This is a genomic window from Streptomyces sp. NPDC093984, from assembly GCF_044764595.1.
GTDB classification, from domain to species: Bacteria; Actinomycetota; Actinomycetes; order Streptomycetales; family Streptomycetaceae; genus Streptomyces; species Streptomyces cynarae.
This window is the reverse complement of the sequence record NZ_JBIWIM010000009.1, coordinates 1-15,642: the sequence shown is the minus strand read 5'-3', so window position 1 is coordinate 15,642 and position 15,642 is coordinate 1. Positions and strand designations below refer to the sequence as shown.

The following is a 15,642-nucleotide window of genomic DNA, read 5'->3' as shown; positions in this document are numbered from 1 at the left end:
ATCATGGCCCTCTGTCCTCCTGTCCTTGCATGGCCCATTGACGCGATCATGTCGCCTCTCTATCTTGCCGTTCGAAGTGCTGACCAAGATCCGATATTTCGAACAACTCCCCTGATAGAGAGCCGCGGAGTATCCATGTCACGCGCCCGCACCCGCTGGAGACTGGGCCTCACCGCCACCGCCGTCCTGGTGGCATCGGCCGTCGTCCCCGTGTCCGCGCACGCCGAGAACGTCACCGACTACGCCATCACCGTCGATCCGGCCGCGAAGGGACCGGTGATCGACAAGACGATGTACGGCGTCTTCTTCGAGGACATCAACCGCGCCGCCGACGGAGGTCTGTACGCCGAACTCGTCCAGAACCGCTCCTTCGAGTACTCCACCGACGACAACCGGTCCTACACCCCGCTGACCGCCTGGGCCGTCGACGGCACGGCACAGGTCCTGAACGACGTCGGCCGCCTCAACGACCGCAACCGCGACTACCTCTCCCTCAGCGCCGGTTCGTCGGTGACCAACTCCGGCTACAACACCGGCATCCACGTCGAGAAGGGCAAGACGTACGACTTCTCCGTCTGGGCGCGCGCCGAGAGCGGCACCACCCTCACGATCAGCCTGCACGACGCTCCCGGTGCCCTGGCCACCGCCCGCCAGGTGGCCGTCAAGGGCCGCTGGGCCAAGTACACCGCCACCTTCACCGCGACCCGCGCCAGCAACACCGGTCGCCTCACGGTCGCGTCCTCCGGCGCCGCGGCGCTCGACATGGTCTCGCTGTTCCCGCGCGACACCTACAAGAACGAGCCGAACGGCCTGCGCAAGGACCTCGCCGAGAAGATCGCCGCCCTGCACCCGGGCTTCGTCCGCTTCCCCGGCGGCTGCCTGGTCAACACGGGCTCCATGCAGGACTACAGCGAGGCCTCCGGCTGGCAGCGCAAGCGCTCCTACCAGTGGAAGGACACCATCGGCCCGGTCGAGCAGCGGGCCACGAACGCCAACTTCTGGGGCTACAACCAGTCCTACGGCCTCGGCTACTACGAGTACTTCCGCTTCGCGGAGGACATCGGCGCCATGCCGCTGCCCGTCGTCCCGGCCCTGGTCACCGGTTGCGGCCAGAACAAGGCCGTCGACGACGACGCGCTGCTCGAGCGGCACATCCAGGACACCCTCGACCTGATCGAGTTCGCCAACGGCCCGGTGACGTCGACCTGGGGCAAGAAGCGCGCCGAGATGGGCCACCCCAAGCCCTTCCACCTCACCCACATCGAGGTCGGCAACGAGGAGAACCTCCCGAACGAGTTCTTCGCCCGCTTCCAGAAGTTCCGCGCCGCGATCCAGGCGAAGTACCCGTACATGACCGTGATCTCCAACTCCGGCCCGGACGACTCCGGCACCACCTTCGACACGGCCTGGAAGCTCAACCGCAACGCCAAGGTCGACATGGTCGACGAGCACTACTACAACAGCCCGCAGTGGTTCCTGCAGAACAACGACCGCTACGACTCCTACGACCGCAGCGGCCCCAAGGTCTTCCTCGGCGAGTACGCCTCCGGAGGCAACGCCTGGAAGAACGGCCTCGCGGAAGCCGCCTACATGACCGGCCTGGAGCGCAACGCGGACGTCGTCAAGCTCGCCTCCTACGCGCCGCTGTTCGCCAACGAGGACTACGTGCAGTGGCGGCCGGACCTCGTCTGGTTCAACAACCACGCCTCCTGGGGCTCGGCCAACTACGAGGTCCAGAAGCTGTTCATGAACAACGTCGGCAGCCAGGTCGTGCCCAGCAGGGCCACCACCACGCCGAACGTCAGCGGCCCCATCACCGGCGCCGTCGGCCTGTCGACGTGGGACACCAGTGCCGCCTACGACGACGTGAAGGTCACCGCCGCCGACGGGAGCACGCTGTTCAGCGACGACTTCTCCGGTGACGCCTCGAAGTGGACGCACACCGGCGGCGGCAGCTGGAGCATCCAGGACGGTCAGTACGTCCAGACGGACACCGCCGCCGAGAACACCATGGTGCAGGCGGGCGACCCCGCCTGGCACGACTACGACCTCCATGTGAAGGCCACCAAGAAGTCCGGCAAGGAGGGCTTCCTCGTCGCCTTCGGGGTCAAGGACACCGGGAACTACTACTGGTGGAACCTGGGCGGTTGGGGCAACACCCAGTCCGCGGTCGAGCAGGCCGCGGACGGCGGCAAGTCCACGCTCGTCTCCAAGCCGGGATCCGTCGAGACCGGCCGGGCCTACGACATCGACGTCAAGGTCAGGGGCCGCCAGGTGACCCTGTACCTCGACGGTCAGCAGTGGGGCAGCTTCACGGACGACAAGCCGGCCGAGCCGTTCCGCCAGGTCGTCACGCGGGACGCGAGGACCGGTGAGCTGGTCGTCAAGGTCGTCAACGCCCAGGACACGGCCGCCCGCACGGCGATCGACCTCGGCGGCGCGAAGGTCGCCTCCCGGGCCCGGGTGACGACGCTCGCGGCGGCGCCCGACGCGGTGAACACCGAGTCGGACACGCCGGTCACCCCGGTCACGTCCACCTTCGGCGGGGTCGCCGGCAAGTTCACGTACACCTTCCCGGCGAACTCGATCACCTTCCTCAGGATCAAGCAGGGGTAGCCGCGGCCTGCGCGGGCTGCTGCCCCAGCGGCAGCAGCCCGCGCTCGGCGAAGACCTTCTTCGCGGCGAAGGTCGCGTTCAGCGCCTTCGGTATGCCGCAGTACACCGCCGAGTGCAGCAGGGTCTCGACGATCTGCTCGGGGGTGAGGCCCACGTTCAGCGCCGCGTTCACGTGCACGTCGAGCTGGGCCTCGCAGCCGCCGAGCGCCGTGAGCATGCCCAGCGTCACCAGCTGACGGTCGCGCGGGGCGAGCCCGGGCCGGTCGTAGATCTCGCCGAAGGCCCAGGAGACGATCTGGTGGCCGAGCTCGGGACTGATGTCGGCGAGCGAGTCGACGACCCGCTGCCCGGCCTCGCCGTCGACCTTCCTCAGGACCTCGAGGCCGTGGGCGAAACGCTCGTCACGGGTGGTGCTCTCGCTCATGTCCGCTCATCCGTTCCCGCTGCGCGGGCATGTCGCCGAGCAGCCGTTGGTAGTGGTCGATCTTGTCGTCCAGCGCGGCCGCGTTGCGGCGCAGTGCGCGAATCCGTACCGCGAGCTCCGCGCGGTGCTCCCGCAGCATCGCCAGCCGGTCCGCGACCGTGGCGTCCCCCTGCGCCCGCAGCCGCGCGAACCGCTGCATGTCGGCGATCGACATGCCCGTCTCGCGCAGCCGCAGCAGGAACTCCAGCCAGGCCAGGTCGGCCGTGTCGTAGCGCCTCTGGTTGCCGGTGGTCCGGCCGACCCGCTCGATCAGGCCCGCCCTCTCGTAGTAGCGCAGGGTGTCGTGCGAGAGGCCGGTGCGCTCGGCGACCTGGGCGATGGTCAGGGTCGGTCGCCGATCCCGCGGGAGGGGTTGTCCGCTGGTCATGACAAGACCGTAGAACCTGGAGTGCGCTCCAGGTCAAGCGATGCCCGGTGAGCACGCCCGGATGCGCCTGACGGGCATCCGACGCGGCCCGCGCACGGCGCCGGGTGAACTCCCGCACGACACCCGAGTGAAATTCGGAATTCATTCTCTATTCCTCCGGCTGCTCCGCAACCATTCGGAATCACTGCCCGTCTAACCGACGAATCCATGACGGCCCTGGGAGTGAATTCCCAGGTCGGACGCCATGCGTCCTGAATTCTCCGGAGCTTGCCGAGAATGATGTGTCCAACCCTGTTCATTGCCCGTTCACCGGACGTTTCTCCGGTATTCGGGGTAGTCACTGTATTTCCCTCAGTCGGCTCTCTTCGCGCACGTGACACCGCTCACGGGACCATACGGCGCCGACCGAACAGGAACAGGGTGTGAACCTCACCATTCAGCACGACCGCCGCGCGTGGCTCAGGCTGCCGCGCCCGATCGGACCCCGGCAGGCCGGCGCCCTGCTCGCCGCGGTCCTCACCACCGTCGCGTTCTGCGCGGCCGACGCCGTCGCCCGCAGCTACCCGTTCGGTCCCCGCACCCGGAGCGTCAACGACCTGGGCAACCAGTACGTCCCGTTCCACGCGCACCTGTGGGACCTGCTGCACGGAAGGGGCGACGGAGGACTCCTCGTCAACTGGCAGTCCGGGTACGGCTCCAGCTTCCTGCCCGACCTCGGTACGTACCTCAGCAGCCCGTTCGCCCTGCTCGTGGCGGTGTTCCCACGCGACGAGATCGACCTCGCGGTCTATGTGATCACGGTGCTGAAGACGGCCTGCGCGGGCGCCGCCATGGCCTGGCTGCTGCTCACCCTGCGTCCCGGCCGCTGGTGGGCCGCGGCACTGCTGGGCACCTCCTACGCCCTGTGCGGCTGGAGCGTGGCGTCCGCCGTGTACAACCCGATGTGGCTCGACGGGCTCATCGCCCTGCCGCTGCTGTGCCTGGTCGGCGAATGGGCGCTGAACGGGCGGCACCGGGTCCTCGGCGTGCTGATCGTGGCGCTCGCCTGGACCGCCAACTTCTACACCGCGTACATGGCCACCCTCGGCGCCGGTCTGGTGCTGCTGCTCCGGCTGCTGCTCGCCGGACTTCCCCGCCGCCAGGGGCTGGGGGCGGCGGGCCGCGCCGTTCTGACCGTGGCACTCGGCATGGGCCTGGCCGCACCACTGGTGATGGCCGTGTACTTCGGCACCAAGCACGCCTCCCCGGGCACCTACGGGCATTTCGTGCCGGTGGCGGCGCGGGACCTGCTGGCCCGTCTGCTGCCGACGACGTACAGCTTCGGTACGCCGGCCGTCTATGTCGGCGTCACCGCGCTGCTGCTCGCCCTCGCCCTGCCGTTCCACCGGGCGGTTCCCGGGCGGGTGCGCGTGGGCTGGACACTCTTGGTGGCCGCGATGGTGCTGTCGATGCAGTGGGCGCCGACCCAGCTGGCCTGGCACGCCTTCACCGAGCCTCAGGGCAGTTCGTACCGCCAGGCCTTCGTCCTGTGCGCGCTGCTGGTGATCGCCGCGTGGCACTCGCTCTCGTACGGCGCGCCCGACTGGCGAGCGCTGGCCCCGGCGGGTGTGCTGCTCGCGCTGATCACTGCCGTCGCGAGCCGAAGCGTTCTCGTGAGGTCCACGACCTGGTGGGTGCTGCTGTTCGCCGTCGTGGGCGCTCTGGGCGGGCTGGCCCTGCTCGGCCGTACGGACGGCGGGCGCCGGGCGGGCAGCAGGCGCCACAACGCGCTGGCCGGGCTGGCCGTGGTGCTGCTCCTGGGCGCGCAGTTCGGCGAGGCCGCCGCCACCTCCGCCGAGGCCACCCGGCAGCGGCTCCAGCACCTGGACGACTACGCGCCCTGGGGCGCGCGCCAGCAGCAGCAGGCGGAGGCGATCGCCCGGGCCGACGGCTGGCCCCGGTACCGCACCGACCCCGGCCGGGAGCAGACCGTCGCCAACGACCCGATGCTGGTGGGCGGCCAGGGCGCCCAGTACTACAGCAGCCTCACCTCCGACGTCCTCAACCGCATGCTCACCGCCATCGGCGGGGGCTGGACCTCACGCGGCCGGAGCCTGCAGAGCCTGGACAACGCCGTCACGGACGTCGTCTTCTCCGTGGGCGCGCGGGTGCACTCCCCGCCGGACCCGCACCAGTGGTGGAACCCGCCGAACGCCGGCCCGGTGACCGTGTCCCACCAGGACGTACCGCCGCTGGTCACGGTGCGGCCGTCCGTCACCCTCGATCCCGCGCGGACGGGCGTCTCCGCCTTCGGCCCGTCGCCGTACCGCAACCAGGAGATGCTGCTGGGCACCCGCGTCTACACCGTGCCCGCGCTCACCGTGCGCACGGGGGACGGGAAGCCGCCGGCCCGCAGCCACGACGACCGGCCGGGCCTGGTCATCGACCGTCCGGCGGCCGGGAGCGCCGCGCAGAAGCCCACCATCACGGCCCAGTGCCCGGCGCGCAGCGAGGTGTACCTGTGGGCGCCGTACTACTCGGGCACCGCAAGGCTCGCCGGCGCCTCGCAGGGCACGATCGGGCGGTTCACGTCCGACCACCCCGTCAACAAGATCGCCGCCATGCAGCCGCTCGGCGAGGCGCCGGCCTCCGGCCCGGTGCGGATCGAGCTGTCGCCCGACTGGACGAGCGTCGTCCCCGACAGTGCCGTCGGCTGCCTGGACACCGCCCGGCTGCGCACCACGGTGGAAGGGCTCAAAGCCACCGGCGCCACCGAGGTGACCGTCTCCGACGGCACCGTCCGGGCCGAGATCCCCGCCGGCAGCAAGGGGATCGCCGTCGTCGCGGCGCCCCGCATCGCCGGCTGGCGCTGCGCGGCGGGGGATGCTCCGGCCACACCCGCGGGCGACTACCACGGGCTGATCGCCGTGCCCCTCGACGGCTCCTCGACCAGCCTCACCTGCGCGTTCCATCCGCCCGGGCTGCGACTGGGCACGGCCGTCGGGGCCACTTCACTGCTGGCCCTGATCCTGCTCGGCGTCCTCACCGCCGTCCGCCGGCGGCGCGCCACGGGCCGACCGGCAACGCCCACGACCACCCCACCGCTCGAGCGCACGACCCACGCTCTCTGACCGCGCGTCCCCAGGGGAACAACCATGCTCATTTCGATCGTCGCACCCTGCTACAACGAAGAAGAAGTGATCGGACGCTTCCACGAGGTGGTCCAGAAGGTCGCGGACGAACTCCTTCCGCTCGGTCACGACACGGAGTTCGTGTACGTGGACGACGGCAGCCGGGACCGCACCCTCGAGGTCCTGAAGCGGCTCGGCGAGCTCGATGCGCGGGTGCGGTACGTCTCCTTCAGCCGCAACTTCGGCAAGGAGGCGGCCCTGCTCGCCGGCCTGCGCCACGCCTCGGGGGACTGCGTGGTCGTCATGGACTCGGACCTGCAGCACCCGCCGGAGCTGATCAAGCGGATGGTCGAGCTGAGCGAACAGGGCTACGACCAGGTCATCGCCAAGCGCACCAGAAGCGGTGACCGGATCACCCGCACGCTCACCGCCCGCCTGTACTACCGGCTCATCAACCGTCTCGTCGACGTGGAACTCGTGGACGGCGTCGGCGACTTCCGCCTGTTGTCCCGGCGCGTGGTGGACGCGATCCTCGCCCTCACCGAGTACAACCGCTTCTCCAAGGGCCTGTTCGCCTGGGTGGGCTTCCCCAGCACCACCTTCGAGTACGAGAACGCCGTACGCGAGCACGGCCGCAGCTCATGGAGCTTCCGGAGCCTGCTCAACTACGGCCTCGACGGACTGCTCTCCTTCAACAACAGGCCGCTGCGCGCCGCGCTCTACCTCGGCATGGGCCTGTTGCTGTGCGCGGGTCTGTACACCGCGTGGATCGTGGGCGCCGCGCTCATCCACGGTGTGCAGACGCCCGGCTATGTCACGACGATCACGGCCGTCACCGCGCTCGCGGGCGTGCAGATGGTCATGCTCGGGGTCATCGGTGAGTACACCGGCCGTATCTACTACGAGGTGAAGGGCCGCCCGCACTTCCTGGTGAAGGCCACCAATGTGGAGCGGACGGAAGCCGGCGCGCCCCGCGGCACCGCGAAGGACCTCATTCCCTGATGTCCACCACCACTGCGCGCCCCATCATGGGGCAGGTCGTCACCTTCGCCGTGGTCGGTGTCATCAACACCATGACGTATTACGGCCTTTACCTGTTGTTCCTCACCCGTTTGCCGTACCTTGCCGCACATATTCTCGCGTTCATTCTGAGCATGATCGGGAGCTTTTTCCTGAATGCGCGTTTCACCTACCGGACGCGGCCGACGTGGAGGAAATTCCTGCTGTTCCCGCTGACGAACGCCACCAATTTCGTGATCACGACGGTGGGGGTCTATGTGATCGTCGACGTCCTGCACGCCGGGAGCCGGTTCGCCCCGCTGCTCGCCTCCGCCGCGGCGATTCCGGTGACCTTCGTCGTCTCCCGCACGATCATGCTGCCCAGGGAGCAGGGCACCGCCTGATCGCCTCCGGCACACGGGCCGTCATGGGGCCCGATCTCCAGGATTGCATAAACGTGCGGCGATACGTATAGTCATGCCATCCAGGAGGAGGTTCCATGACGGTACGTGCCGCAGTCGCCGGAGCGAGCGGGTACGCGGGCGGAGAGGCGCTGCGTCTGCTCCTCGCGCACCCCGAGGTGGAGATCGGCGCCCTGACCGGCAACTCCAACGCCGGCCAGCGGCTCGGTGCGCTGCAGCCGCATCTGCTGCCCCTCGCCGACCGGGTGCTCGCCGAGACCACTCCCGAGGCCCTCGCCGGGCACGACGTCGTCTTCCTCGCCCTGCCCCACGGACAGTCCGCCGCCGTCGCCGAGAGGCTCGGGCCCGACGTCCTCGTCATCGACATGGGCGCCGACTTCCGGCTGAAGGACCCGGCCGACTGGGAGAGCTTCTACGGCTCCCCGCACGCCGGTACCTGGCCCTACGGCCTCCCCGAACTGCCGGGTGCCCGCGCTGCGCTGGAGGGGTCCAAGCGCATCGCGGTACCCGGTTGCTACCCCACGGCCGCCTCCCTCGCGCTCTTCCCCGCGTACGCCGCCGGGCTCGCCGAGAACGATGCCGTGATCGTCGCCGCCTCCGGCACCTCCGGCGCGGGCAAGGCGCCCAAACCGCATCTGCTGGGCAGCGAGGTCATGGGGTCCATGTCCCCGTACGGCGTCGGCGGCGTCCACCGGCACACCCCCGAGATGATCCAGAACCTCAGCGCGGCCGCCGGGGAGCCGGTCACCGTCTCCTTCACGCCCACCCTCGCGCCGATGCCCCGGGGCATCCTCGCCACCTGCAGTGCCAAGGCCCGGCCCGGCGTCACCGGCGAGTCGCTGCGCGCCGCCTACGACAAGGCCTTCGCCGACGAGCCCTTCGTGCACCTGCTCCCCGAGGGGCAGTGGCCGGCCACCGCGTCCGTCTACGGTTCCAACGCCGTTCAGGTGCAGGTCGCGTACGACGCCGCCGCGCACCGCATCATCGCGATCAGCGCCATCGACAATCTGACCAAGGGCACCGCGGGCGGTGCCGTGCAGAGCATGAACATCGCGCTCGGCCTCGACGAGACCACCGGGCTTTCGACGATCGGAGTCGCACCGTGAGCGACGCACGTGCAGCCACCGGGCTGCAGACGACGACGATGACCGCACCGCTGCGCTGCACGGGCGGCAGTGACATCAGCCGCTACCGCGGCGGGGCGAACAAGGAGATGCAGTGAGCGTCACGGCAGCCAAGGGATTCCAGGCTGCGGGCATCGCCGCCGGAATCAAGGAGAACGGCAACCCGGACCTGGCCCTCGTGGTCAACACCGGGCCGCGCCGCGCCGCCGCGGGCGTCTTCACCTCCAACCGTGTGAAGGCCGCGCCCGTGCTGTGGTCCGAGCAGGTCCTCAAGAGCGGCCAGGTCTCGGCGGTCGTCCTCAACTCCGGTGGCGCCAACGCCTGTACCGGCCCCAAGGGCTTCCAGGACACCCACGCCACCGCCGAGAAGGTGGCCGAGGTGCTCGGCCGGGGTGCCATCGAGGTCGCCGTCTGCTCTACCGGCCTCATCGGTGTGCTGCTGCCCATGGACAAGCTGCTCCCGGGTGTGGAGACCGCCGCCGCCCAGCTCTCCGAGCACGGCGGCGAGAAGGCCGCCATCGCCATCAAGACCACCGACACCGTCCACAAGACGTCCGTCGTGACGAAGGACGGCTGGACCGTCGGCGGCATGGCCAAGGGCGCCGGCATGCTCGCCCCGGGCCTCGCCACCATGCTGGTCGTCCTCACCACCGACGCCGACCTCGACAGCGAGACCCTGGACAAGGCCCTGCGCGCCGCCACCAAGGTCACCTTCGACCGGGTCGACTCCGACGGCTGCATGTCCACCAACGACACCGTGCTGCTGCTCGCCTCGGGCGCGTCCGGGATCGCCCCCGAGTACGACGAGTTCGCCGAGGCCGTGCGCGAGGTCTGCGCAGACCTCGGCCGGCAGCTCATCGGCGACGCCGAGGGCGCCAGCAAGGACATCAAGGTCGAGGTGATCAACGCCGCGACGGAGGAGGACGCCGTCGAGGTGGGCCGCTCCATCGCCCGCAACAACCTCCTGAAGTGCGCCATCCACGGCGAGGACCCCAACTGGGGCCGCGTCCTGTCCGCCATCGGCACCACCAGAGCCGCCTTCGAGCCCGACCAGCTCAACGTCGCCATCAACGGCGTGTGGGTGTGCAAGAACGGCTCGGTCGGCGAGGACCGCGAACTGGTCGACATGCGCTACCGCGAGGTCCACATCGTGGCGGACCTCGCCGCCGGCGCCGAGACCGCCACCATCTGGACCAACGACCTCACCGCCGACTACGTCCACGAGAACAGCGCGTATTCCTCATGAGCGACACTTCTCCCAAGTCCGGCACGACGCGCAAACACACCGCGCTGCCCAAGGCCGAGATCCTCATCGAGGCGCTGCCCTGGCTGACCCGTCACCACGGCAAGATCGTCGTCATCAAGTTCGGCGGCAACGCGATGGTGAACGAGGAGCTGAAGGCCGCGTTCGCGCAGGATGTCGTCTTCCTGCGGCACGCCGGCCTCAGGCCGGTCGTCGTGCACGGGGGCGGCCCCCAGATCAGCGCCGCCCTCGACCGGCACGGCATCGTCAGCGAGTTCAAGGCGGGCCTGAGGGTCACCACCGAGGACGCCATGGACGTCGTACGGATGGTGCTCGCCGGGCAGGTGCAGCGCGAACTGGTGGGCCTGCTCAACCAGCACGGCCCGTTCGCCGTCGGCCTCACCGGCGAGGACGCGCACACCATCACCGCCACCAAGCACACGCCCGAGATCGACGGCGAGTCCGTCGACATCGGACGGGTGGGCGAGATCACCCAGATCGACACGGGCGCGATCGAGGCCCTGCTCGCCGACGGCCGTATCCCGGTCGTCTCCTCCATCGCCCGCAGTCAGGACGACGGACATGTCTACAACGTCAATGCTGATACGGCGGCTGCGGCACTCGCTGCGGCACTGGGCGCCGAGACCCTCATGGTCCTCACCGACGTCGAGGGCCTCTACGAGGACTGGCCGAACTCCGACGAGGTGATCAGCCGCCTGACCGCCTCCCAACTGGAGAAGCTGCTGCCGGAGTTGTCCTCCGGCATGGTGCCGAAGATGGAGGGCTGTCTGCACGCCGTGCGGGGCGGTGTCAACACCGCCCGCGTCATCGACGGCCGGGTCCAGCACTCGATCCTGCTGGAGATCTTCACCGACGAAGGCATCGGCACGATGGTCGTGCCCGACGAGAAGCCGGACGAACAGGGGGAGTCGTGAGCAACGAGGAACTGACCGCGCGGTGGCAGGGCGCGCTCATGAACAACTACGGCACCCCGCGGCTGCCCCTCGTCCGCGGTGAGGGCACCCGGCTGTGGGACGCCGACGGCAAGCGGTACCTCGACTTCGTCGGCGGCATCGCGGTCAACGCCCTCGGCCACGCCCACCCGGCGGTCGTCGAGGCCGTGAGCCGGCAGATCGCCTCCCTCGGCCACGTCTCCAACCTGTTCATCGCCGAACCGCCCGTCGCCCTCGCCGAACGGCTCCTGCAGCTCTTCGGCCGCGACGGCAAGGTCTTCTTCTGCAACTCGGGCGCCGAGGCCAACGAGGGCGCCTTCAAGATCGGCCGGCTGACGGGCCGCCGGCACATGGTCGCCACCCACGGCGGCTTCCACGGCCGCACCATGGGCTCCCTCGCGCTGACCGGCCAGCCCGGCAAGCAGGAGCCGTTCCTGCCGCTGCCCGGCGACGTCACCCACGTCCCCTACGGCGACGCGCAGGCCCTGGCCGCCGCGGTCACCGAGGAGACGGCACTCGTCATCATCGAGCCGATCCAGGGCGAGAACGGCGTCGTGGTCCCGCCCGCCGGATACCTGAAGGCGGCCCGCGCCATCACCGCCGCCACCGGGGCGCTGCTCGTGCTCGACGAGGTGCAGACCGGTGTCGGCCGTACCGGGCACTGGTTCGAGTACCAGGCCCACGAGGGCGTCCTGCCGGACGTCGTCACCCTCGCCAAGGGCCTCGGCGGCGGGCTGCCGCTCGGCGCCACCGTCGCCTTCGGCCGCGCCGCCGAGCTGCTCCAGCCGGGCCAGCACGGCACGACCTTCGGCGGCAACCCCGTCGCGTGCGCCGCCGGACTCGCCGTGCTCGACACCATCGCGGCCGAGGGCCTGCTGGAGAACGTCAAGCGGCAGAGCGAGAAGCTGCGGGACGGAATCGAGTCGCTGGGCCACCCGTTGATCGAACATGTCCGGGGCGCGGGCCTTCTGCTGGGTATCGTGCTCACCGAGCCGCTCGCCCCGCAGGTGCAGCAGGCGGCTCAGGACGCCGGCTTCCTGGTGAACGCGCCCGCCCCGAACGTCGTACGGCTGATGCCGCCGCTGAACCTCGGCGACGACGAGGTGCAGGCGTTGCTCCAGGCGCTTCCCGGTGTCCTCGAGGCAGTGCACCCAGTGAATGGGGACGGACGATCCGGAGAATGAGACGACGATGAGTCAGGCCCAGGACCACGAGCACGCGGGGCCCGCCGTGCCGCAGACCCGCACCGCACGCCACCGCCGGATCGTGGACATCCTCAACCGGCAACCGGTGCGCTCCCAGAGCCAGTTGGCGAAACTCCTCGCCGACGACGGGCTGAGCGTCACGCAGGCGACGCTCTCCCGGGACCTGGACGAGCTGAACGCGGTGAAGATCCGCAACACCGACGGCGACCTGATCTACGCGGTGCCGAGCGAGGGCGGCTTCCGCACGCCTCGCGCGCCGCTGGGGGAGTCGGCCAAGGAGGAGCGGATGCGGCGGCTGTCGCAGGAGCTGCTGATCTCGGCGGAGGCCTCCGCGAACCTCGTGGTCCTGCGCACCCCTCCGGGGGCGGCACAGTTCCTGGCCTCGGCGATCGACCAGGCCGAACTGCACGACATCCTGGGGACGATCGCGGGGGACGACACGGTGCTGCTGATCAGCCGGGAGCCGACGGGAGGGCAGGCGCTGGCGGACCACTTGCTGAGGCTGGCGCAGAACGGGCACTCATCCGGCTGACTTGTCGCCAGCACCGTCTCCGAGGCTGCGGCGTGTCGACGTCCCAGACGGCCGCCGTGAGCTCGAGCTCACCCGACGGGGCGGGCCGGAACGCTCAGCGGGTCCGCTGGAACGTACGCCGGTAGGTCGTCGGGGACACCCCGATCGCCGCGTGCAGGTGCCTGCGCAGCGAGGCACCGGTGGCGAAGCCGACCTCGGCGGCTATGCGGTCGACCGGCAGGTCGCTCGCCTCCAGCAGGTGCCGGGCGCGGTCGACGCGCTGCTGGATCAGCCAGCGGCCGGGGCTCAGGCCGACCTCGTCGTTGAAGCGACGGGCGAAAGTGCGCACACTCATCCGGGCGTGCGCCGCGAGGTCGGCCAGGGTGAGCGGCTGGTCCAGGCGCGCAAGGACCCAGGTGCGGGTGGAGGCGGTGCCGGCGGCGCCGCCGGCCGGCACCGGCCGCTCGATGTACTGGGCCTGGCCGCCGTCCCGGAACGGCGGTACGACACAACGGCGGGCGACGGTGTTCGCCAGTTCGCTTCCGTGGTCGCTGCGCACGATGTGCAGGCAGACGTCGACGCCGGCGGCGACGCCGGCAGAGGTGAGGATCCGGCCGTCATCGACGAAGAGGACGTCCGGGTCGAGGTCCACCCGTGGATAAAGGCAGCGGAACTGCTCGGCCACGTTCCAGTGCGTGGTGGCCCGGCGCCCGTCGAGCAGTCCGGCCGCGGCGAGGACGAAGGCGGCGGTGCAGATGGACACGATCCGTGCGTGGGGCCGGATCCGGGCCAGAGCGGCGGCCACCTCGTCGGGCAGGTCCGTGGGGATGGCCGCGGGTGCCAGAGGGGCAACGACCACGGTGTCGGCCGTGTCCAGGATCTCGGGCCCGTACTGGACGCCGATGGTGTAGTCGGCGCTGGTGCGCACCGGACGGCCGTCGGCGGTGCAGGTGAGCACTTCGTAGCGACCGTCTGCGGCACCGAGGACGCGACTGGGGATGCCCAGTTCGAAGGGATGAACGCCTTCCAAGGCCAGGACGGCCACACGTTCGGACTTCACCGGTCGGCTCATGGCAGGATCGTATCGAAGAGTGGCAGTCCTGCCATTTTCCCGGCGTGCGGGCTCCGGCAGGCTGGCGGCCATGAGCGATGCGATCACGATGCGAGCCATCAGCCAGGACGTCCTCGGCGGACCCGAGGTGTTGAAGGAGATACGGGTGCGGCGTCCGGCTCCGCGCGCGAACGAGCTGCTGGTCCGGGTGCTTGCTGCCGGGGTGAACCCGACCGACTGGAAACACCGGGCCACCGGGGCCCTGTTGGGCGAGCCGCCGTTCGTGCTGGGCTGGGACGTCTGCGGGGTGGTCGAGGAGGCGGGCTTCGGGGTGGCGGAGTTCCGGCCCGGTGACGAGGTCTTCGGCATGCTGCCCTTTCCGTACGGGCCCGGATCGCACGCGGAGTACGTCACCGCTCCGGCCCGCGTCCTGGTGCGCAAGCCGGCCTCGGTGGACCACGTCCAGGCGGCCGCGCTGCCGCTGGTGTCGCTGACCGCCTGGCAGGCGCTGGTCGAGCAGGCGGAGGTGCGGCCGGGGCAGCGGGTGCTGGTCCACGCGGCGGCGGGCGGGGTCGGGCATGTGGCGGTGCAGATCGCCAAGGCGCGCGGCGCGTATGTGATCGGTACGGCGAGCGCGGCCAAACACGCCTTTCTGCGGGAGATCGGTGTGGACGAGGCGATCGACTATCGGTCGACGGATGTCACCGAGGCCGTGCGGGACGTCGACGTCGTCCTGGACACCCTCGGCGGTGAGACGGCCGTGACGTCCCTGCGGGTGCTGCGGCCGGGCGGTGTCGTGGTGTCGATCCTGCCGGTGGCCTCGGAGGAGTTCCACACCGAGGCCGAGCGGCTGGGCGTGCGGGCGGTTTGGATGCTGGTCCAGGCCGACCGGGCCGGGATGCGGGCGGTCGCGCAGTTGGCGGAGTCGGGAAAGCTGCGGGCGGCGATCGCGGGGACGTTCCCGCTCGCCGAGGCCGCGAAGGCGCACGCGCACGGCGACACCGGAAGAACGACGGGCAAACTGGTGCTGGTGGTCGACTGAGCACGGACCGGCGCGGCCGCCCCGGCGAGATCGCCCAGGCTGCCGCCCGGCTCCTAGTGATCCGGTCCGGAGATCCTGTCGCAGTAGCGGCAGATGCGGTCGATGATCTGGTCCGCGGTCTTGGTCCACTTGAAGGGACGGGCCTGCTCGTTCCAGGTCTTGATCCAGTCCTCGAGCGTGGTCTTCAGCTCGTCCAGTGAGCAGAACACGCCGCGCTCCAGGCAGCGTCGTTCCAGTTCGGCGAACCACCGTTCGACCTGGTTGATCCAGGACGAGTAGGTCGGGGTGAAATGCAGCTTGAACCGGGGATGCGCAAGCAGCCACTTGTGCACCACCGGTGCCTTGTGGGCGGAGAGGAAGCCCCTATGTTTCGTCAAGCCGCAGAAGGGACCTGGTTGGTGGCTCGGGGCTGGATGTGCCGGTAGAGCTCGCGGGCGACGTACCGCTTGAGGCATCGGATGATCTCGCGCTTGGACATGCCCTCGGCGGTGCGTCGCCGCAGGTACTCCTGGGTG

The 15,642-nt window shown here is 70.0% G+C and carries 14 protein-coding genes; 10 read left to right on the top strand and 4 right to left on the bottom strand.

Going from position 1 to position 15,642, the window contains the following annotated elements:
* The first annotated feature begins 135 nt into the window (after window positions 1-135).
* Window positions 136-2,616, top strand: coding sequence for an alpha-L-arabinofuranosidase C-terminal domain-containing protein (locus tag ACIRC0_RS28205; protein ID WP_403621190.1), 2,481 nt, complete (start codon window positions 136-138; stop codon window positions 2,614-2,616).
* On the opposite strand, the gene ACIRC0_RS28200 is transcribed toward ACIRC0_RS28205, so the two are convergent.
* Both ACIRC0_RS28200 and ACIRC0_RS28195 read right to left on the bottom strand, forming a co-directional pair.
* Window positions 2,603-3,040 (bottom strand): carboxymuconolactone decarboxylase family protein, encoded by a 438-nt coding sequence (locus ACIRC0_RS28200; protein ID WP_403621187.1) that lies wholly within the window; start codon window positions 3,038-3,040, stop codon window positions 2,603-2,605. The genes ACIRC0_RS28205 and ACIRC0_RS28200 overlap by 14 nt on opposite strands.
* The gene (locus tag ACIRC0_RS28195) at window positions 3,018-3,467 is read right to left on the bottom strand and encodes a MerR family transcriptional regulator (protein ID WP_403621184.1); all 450 of its coding nucleotides are present in this window, start codon (window positions 3,465-3,467) and stop codon (window positions 3,018-3,020) included. The genes ACIRC0_RS28200 and ACIRC0_RS28195 overlap by 23 nt, the downstream gene beginning before the upstream one ends.
* A gap of 422 nt (window positions 3,468-3,889) precedes the next feature.
* Here ACIRC0_RS28195 and ACIRC0_RS28190 point away from each other — a divergent pair, with 422 nt between their 5' ends.
* From ACIRC0_RS28190 to ACIRC0_RS28155, 8 genes are all read left to right on the top strand, one after another.
* Window positions 3,890-6,577 carry a YfhO family protein gene (locus ACIRC0_RS28190; RefSeq protein WP_403621181.1) on the top strand — a complete coding sequence of 896 codons (2,688 nt, stop codon included), beginning with the start codon at window positions 3,890-3,892 and terminating at the stop codon, window positions 6,575-6,577.
* Between the two features lie 24 nt (window positions 6,578-6,601).
* Window positions 6,602-7,579, top strand: a complete 978-nt coding sequence (locus ACIRC0_RS28185) for a glycosyltransferase family 2 protein (protein WP_403621178.1) — start codon at window positions 6,602-6,604, stop codon at window positions 7,577-7,579.
* On the top strand, window positions 7,579-7,980 hold the full coding sequence (locus ACIRC0_RS28180) for a GtrA family protein (RefSeq protein ID WP_403621175.1): 402 nt from the start codon (window positions 7,579-7,581) through the stop codon (window positions 7,978-7,980). Before ACIRC0_RS28185 ends, ACIRC0_RS28180 begins: the two co-directional genes overlap by 1 nt.
* Window positions 7,981-8,075: 95 nt before the next feature.
* Entirely contained in the window at window positions 8,076-9,104 is a 1,029-nt protein-coding gene (argC, locus tag ACIRC0_RS28175) for an N-acetyl-gamma-glutamyl-phosphate reductase (RefSeq protein WP_403621172.1), read from the top strand.
* Window positions 9,105-9,216: 112 nt separating this feature from the next.
* On the top strand, window positions 9,217-10,368 hold the full coding sequence (gene argJ, locus ACIRC0_RS28170; protein WP_403621169.1) for a bifunctional glutamate N-acetyltransferase/amino-acid acetyltransferase ArgJ: 1,152 nt from the start codon (window positions 9,217-9,219) through the stop codon (window positions 10,366-10,368).
* Complete coding sequence (argB, locus tag ACIRC0_RS28165) at window positions 10,365-11,300, top strand: acetylglutamate kinase (RefSeq protein ID WP_403621166.1); 936 nt, start codon at window positions 10,365-10,367, stop codon at window positions 11,298-11,300. Before argJ ends, argB begins: the two co-directional genes overlap by 4 nt.
* Window positions 11,297-12,502, top strand: coding sequence for an acetylornithine transaminase (locus ACIRC0_RS28160; RefSeq protein WP_403621163.1), 1,206 nt, complete (start codon window positions 11,297-11,299; stop codon window positions 12,500-12,502). The genes argB and ACIRC0_RS28160 overlap by 4 nt, the downstream gene beginning before the upstream one ends.
* Before the next feature lie 7 nt (window positions 12,503-12,509).
* Window positions 12,510-13,055 carry an arginine repressor gene (locus ACIRC0_RS28155; RefSeq protein ID WP_403621160.1) on the top strand — a complete coding sequence of 182 codons (546 nt, stop codon included), beginning with the start codon at window positions 12,510-12,512 and terminating at the stop codon, window positions 13,053-13,055.
* A 94-nt stretch (window positions 13,056-13,149) separates the two neighbouring features.
* On the opposite strand, the gene ACIRC0_RS28150 is transcribed toward ACIRC0_RS28155, so the two are convergent.
* The gene (locus tag ACIRC0_RS28150; RefSeq protein WP_403621157.1) at window positions 13,150-14,106 is read right to left on the bottom strand and encodes a GlxA family transcriptional regulator; all 957 of its coding nucleotides are present in this window, start codon (window positions 14,104-14,106) and stop codon (window positions 13,150-13,152) included.
* A gap of 70 nt (window positions 14,107-14,176) precedes the next feature.
* On the opposite strand from ACIRC0_RS28150, the gene ACIRC0_RS28145 reads away from it, so the two are divergent.
* Window positions 14,177-15,127 (top strand): NADP-dependent oxidoreductase, encoded by a 951-nt coding sequence (locus tag ACIRC0_RS28145; protein ID WP_403621154.1) that lies wholly within the window; start codon window positions 14,177-14,179, stop codon window positions 15,125-15,127.
* Between the two features lie 53 nt (window positions 15,128-15,180).
* On the opposite strand, the gene ACIRC0_RS28140 is transcribed toward ACIRC0_RS28145, so the two are convergent.
* A complete protein-coding gene (locus ACIRC0_RS28140) occupies window positions 15,181-15,504 on the bottom strand; it encodes a transposase (RefSeq protein ID WP_403621151.1) in 324 nt (107 codons plus the stop codon).
* Between the last annotated feature and the right edge of the window lie 138 nt (window positions 15,505-15,642).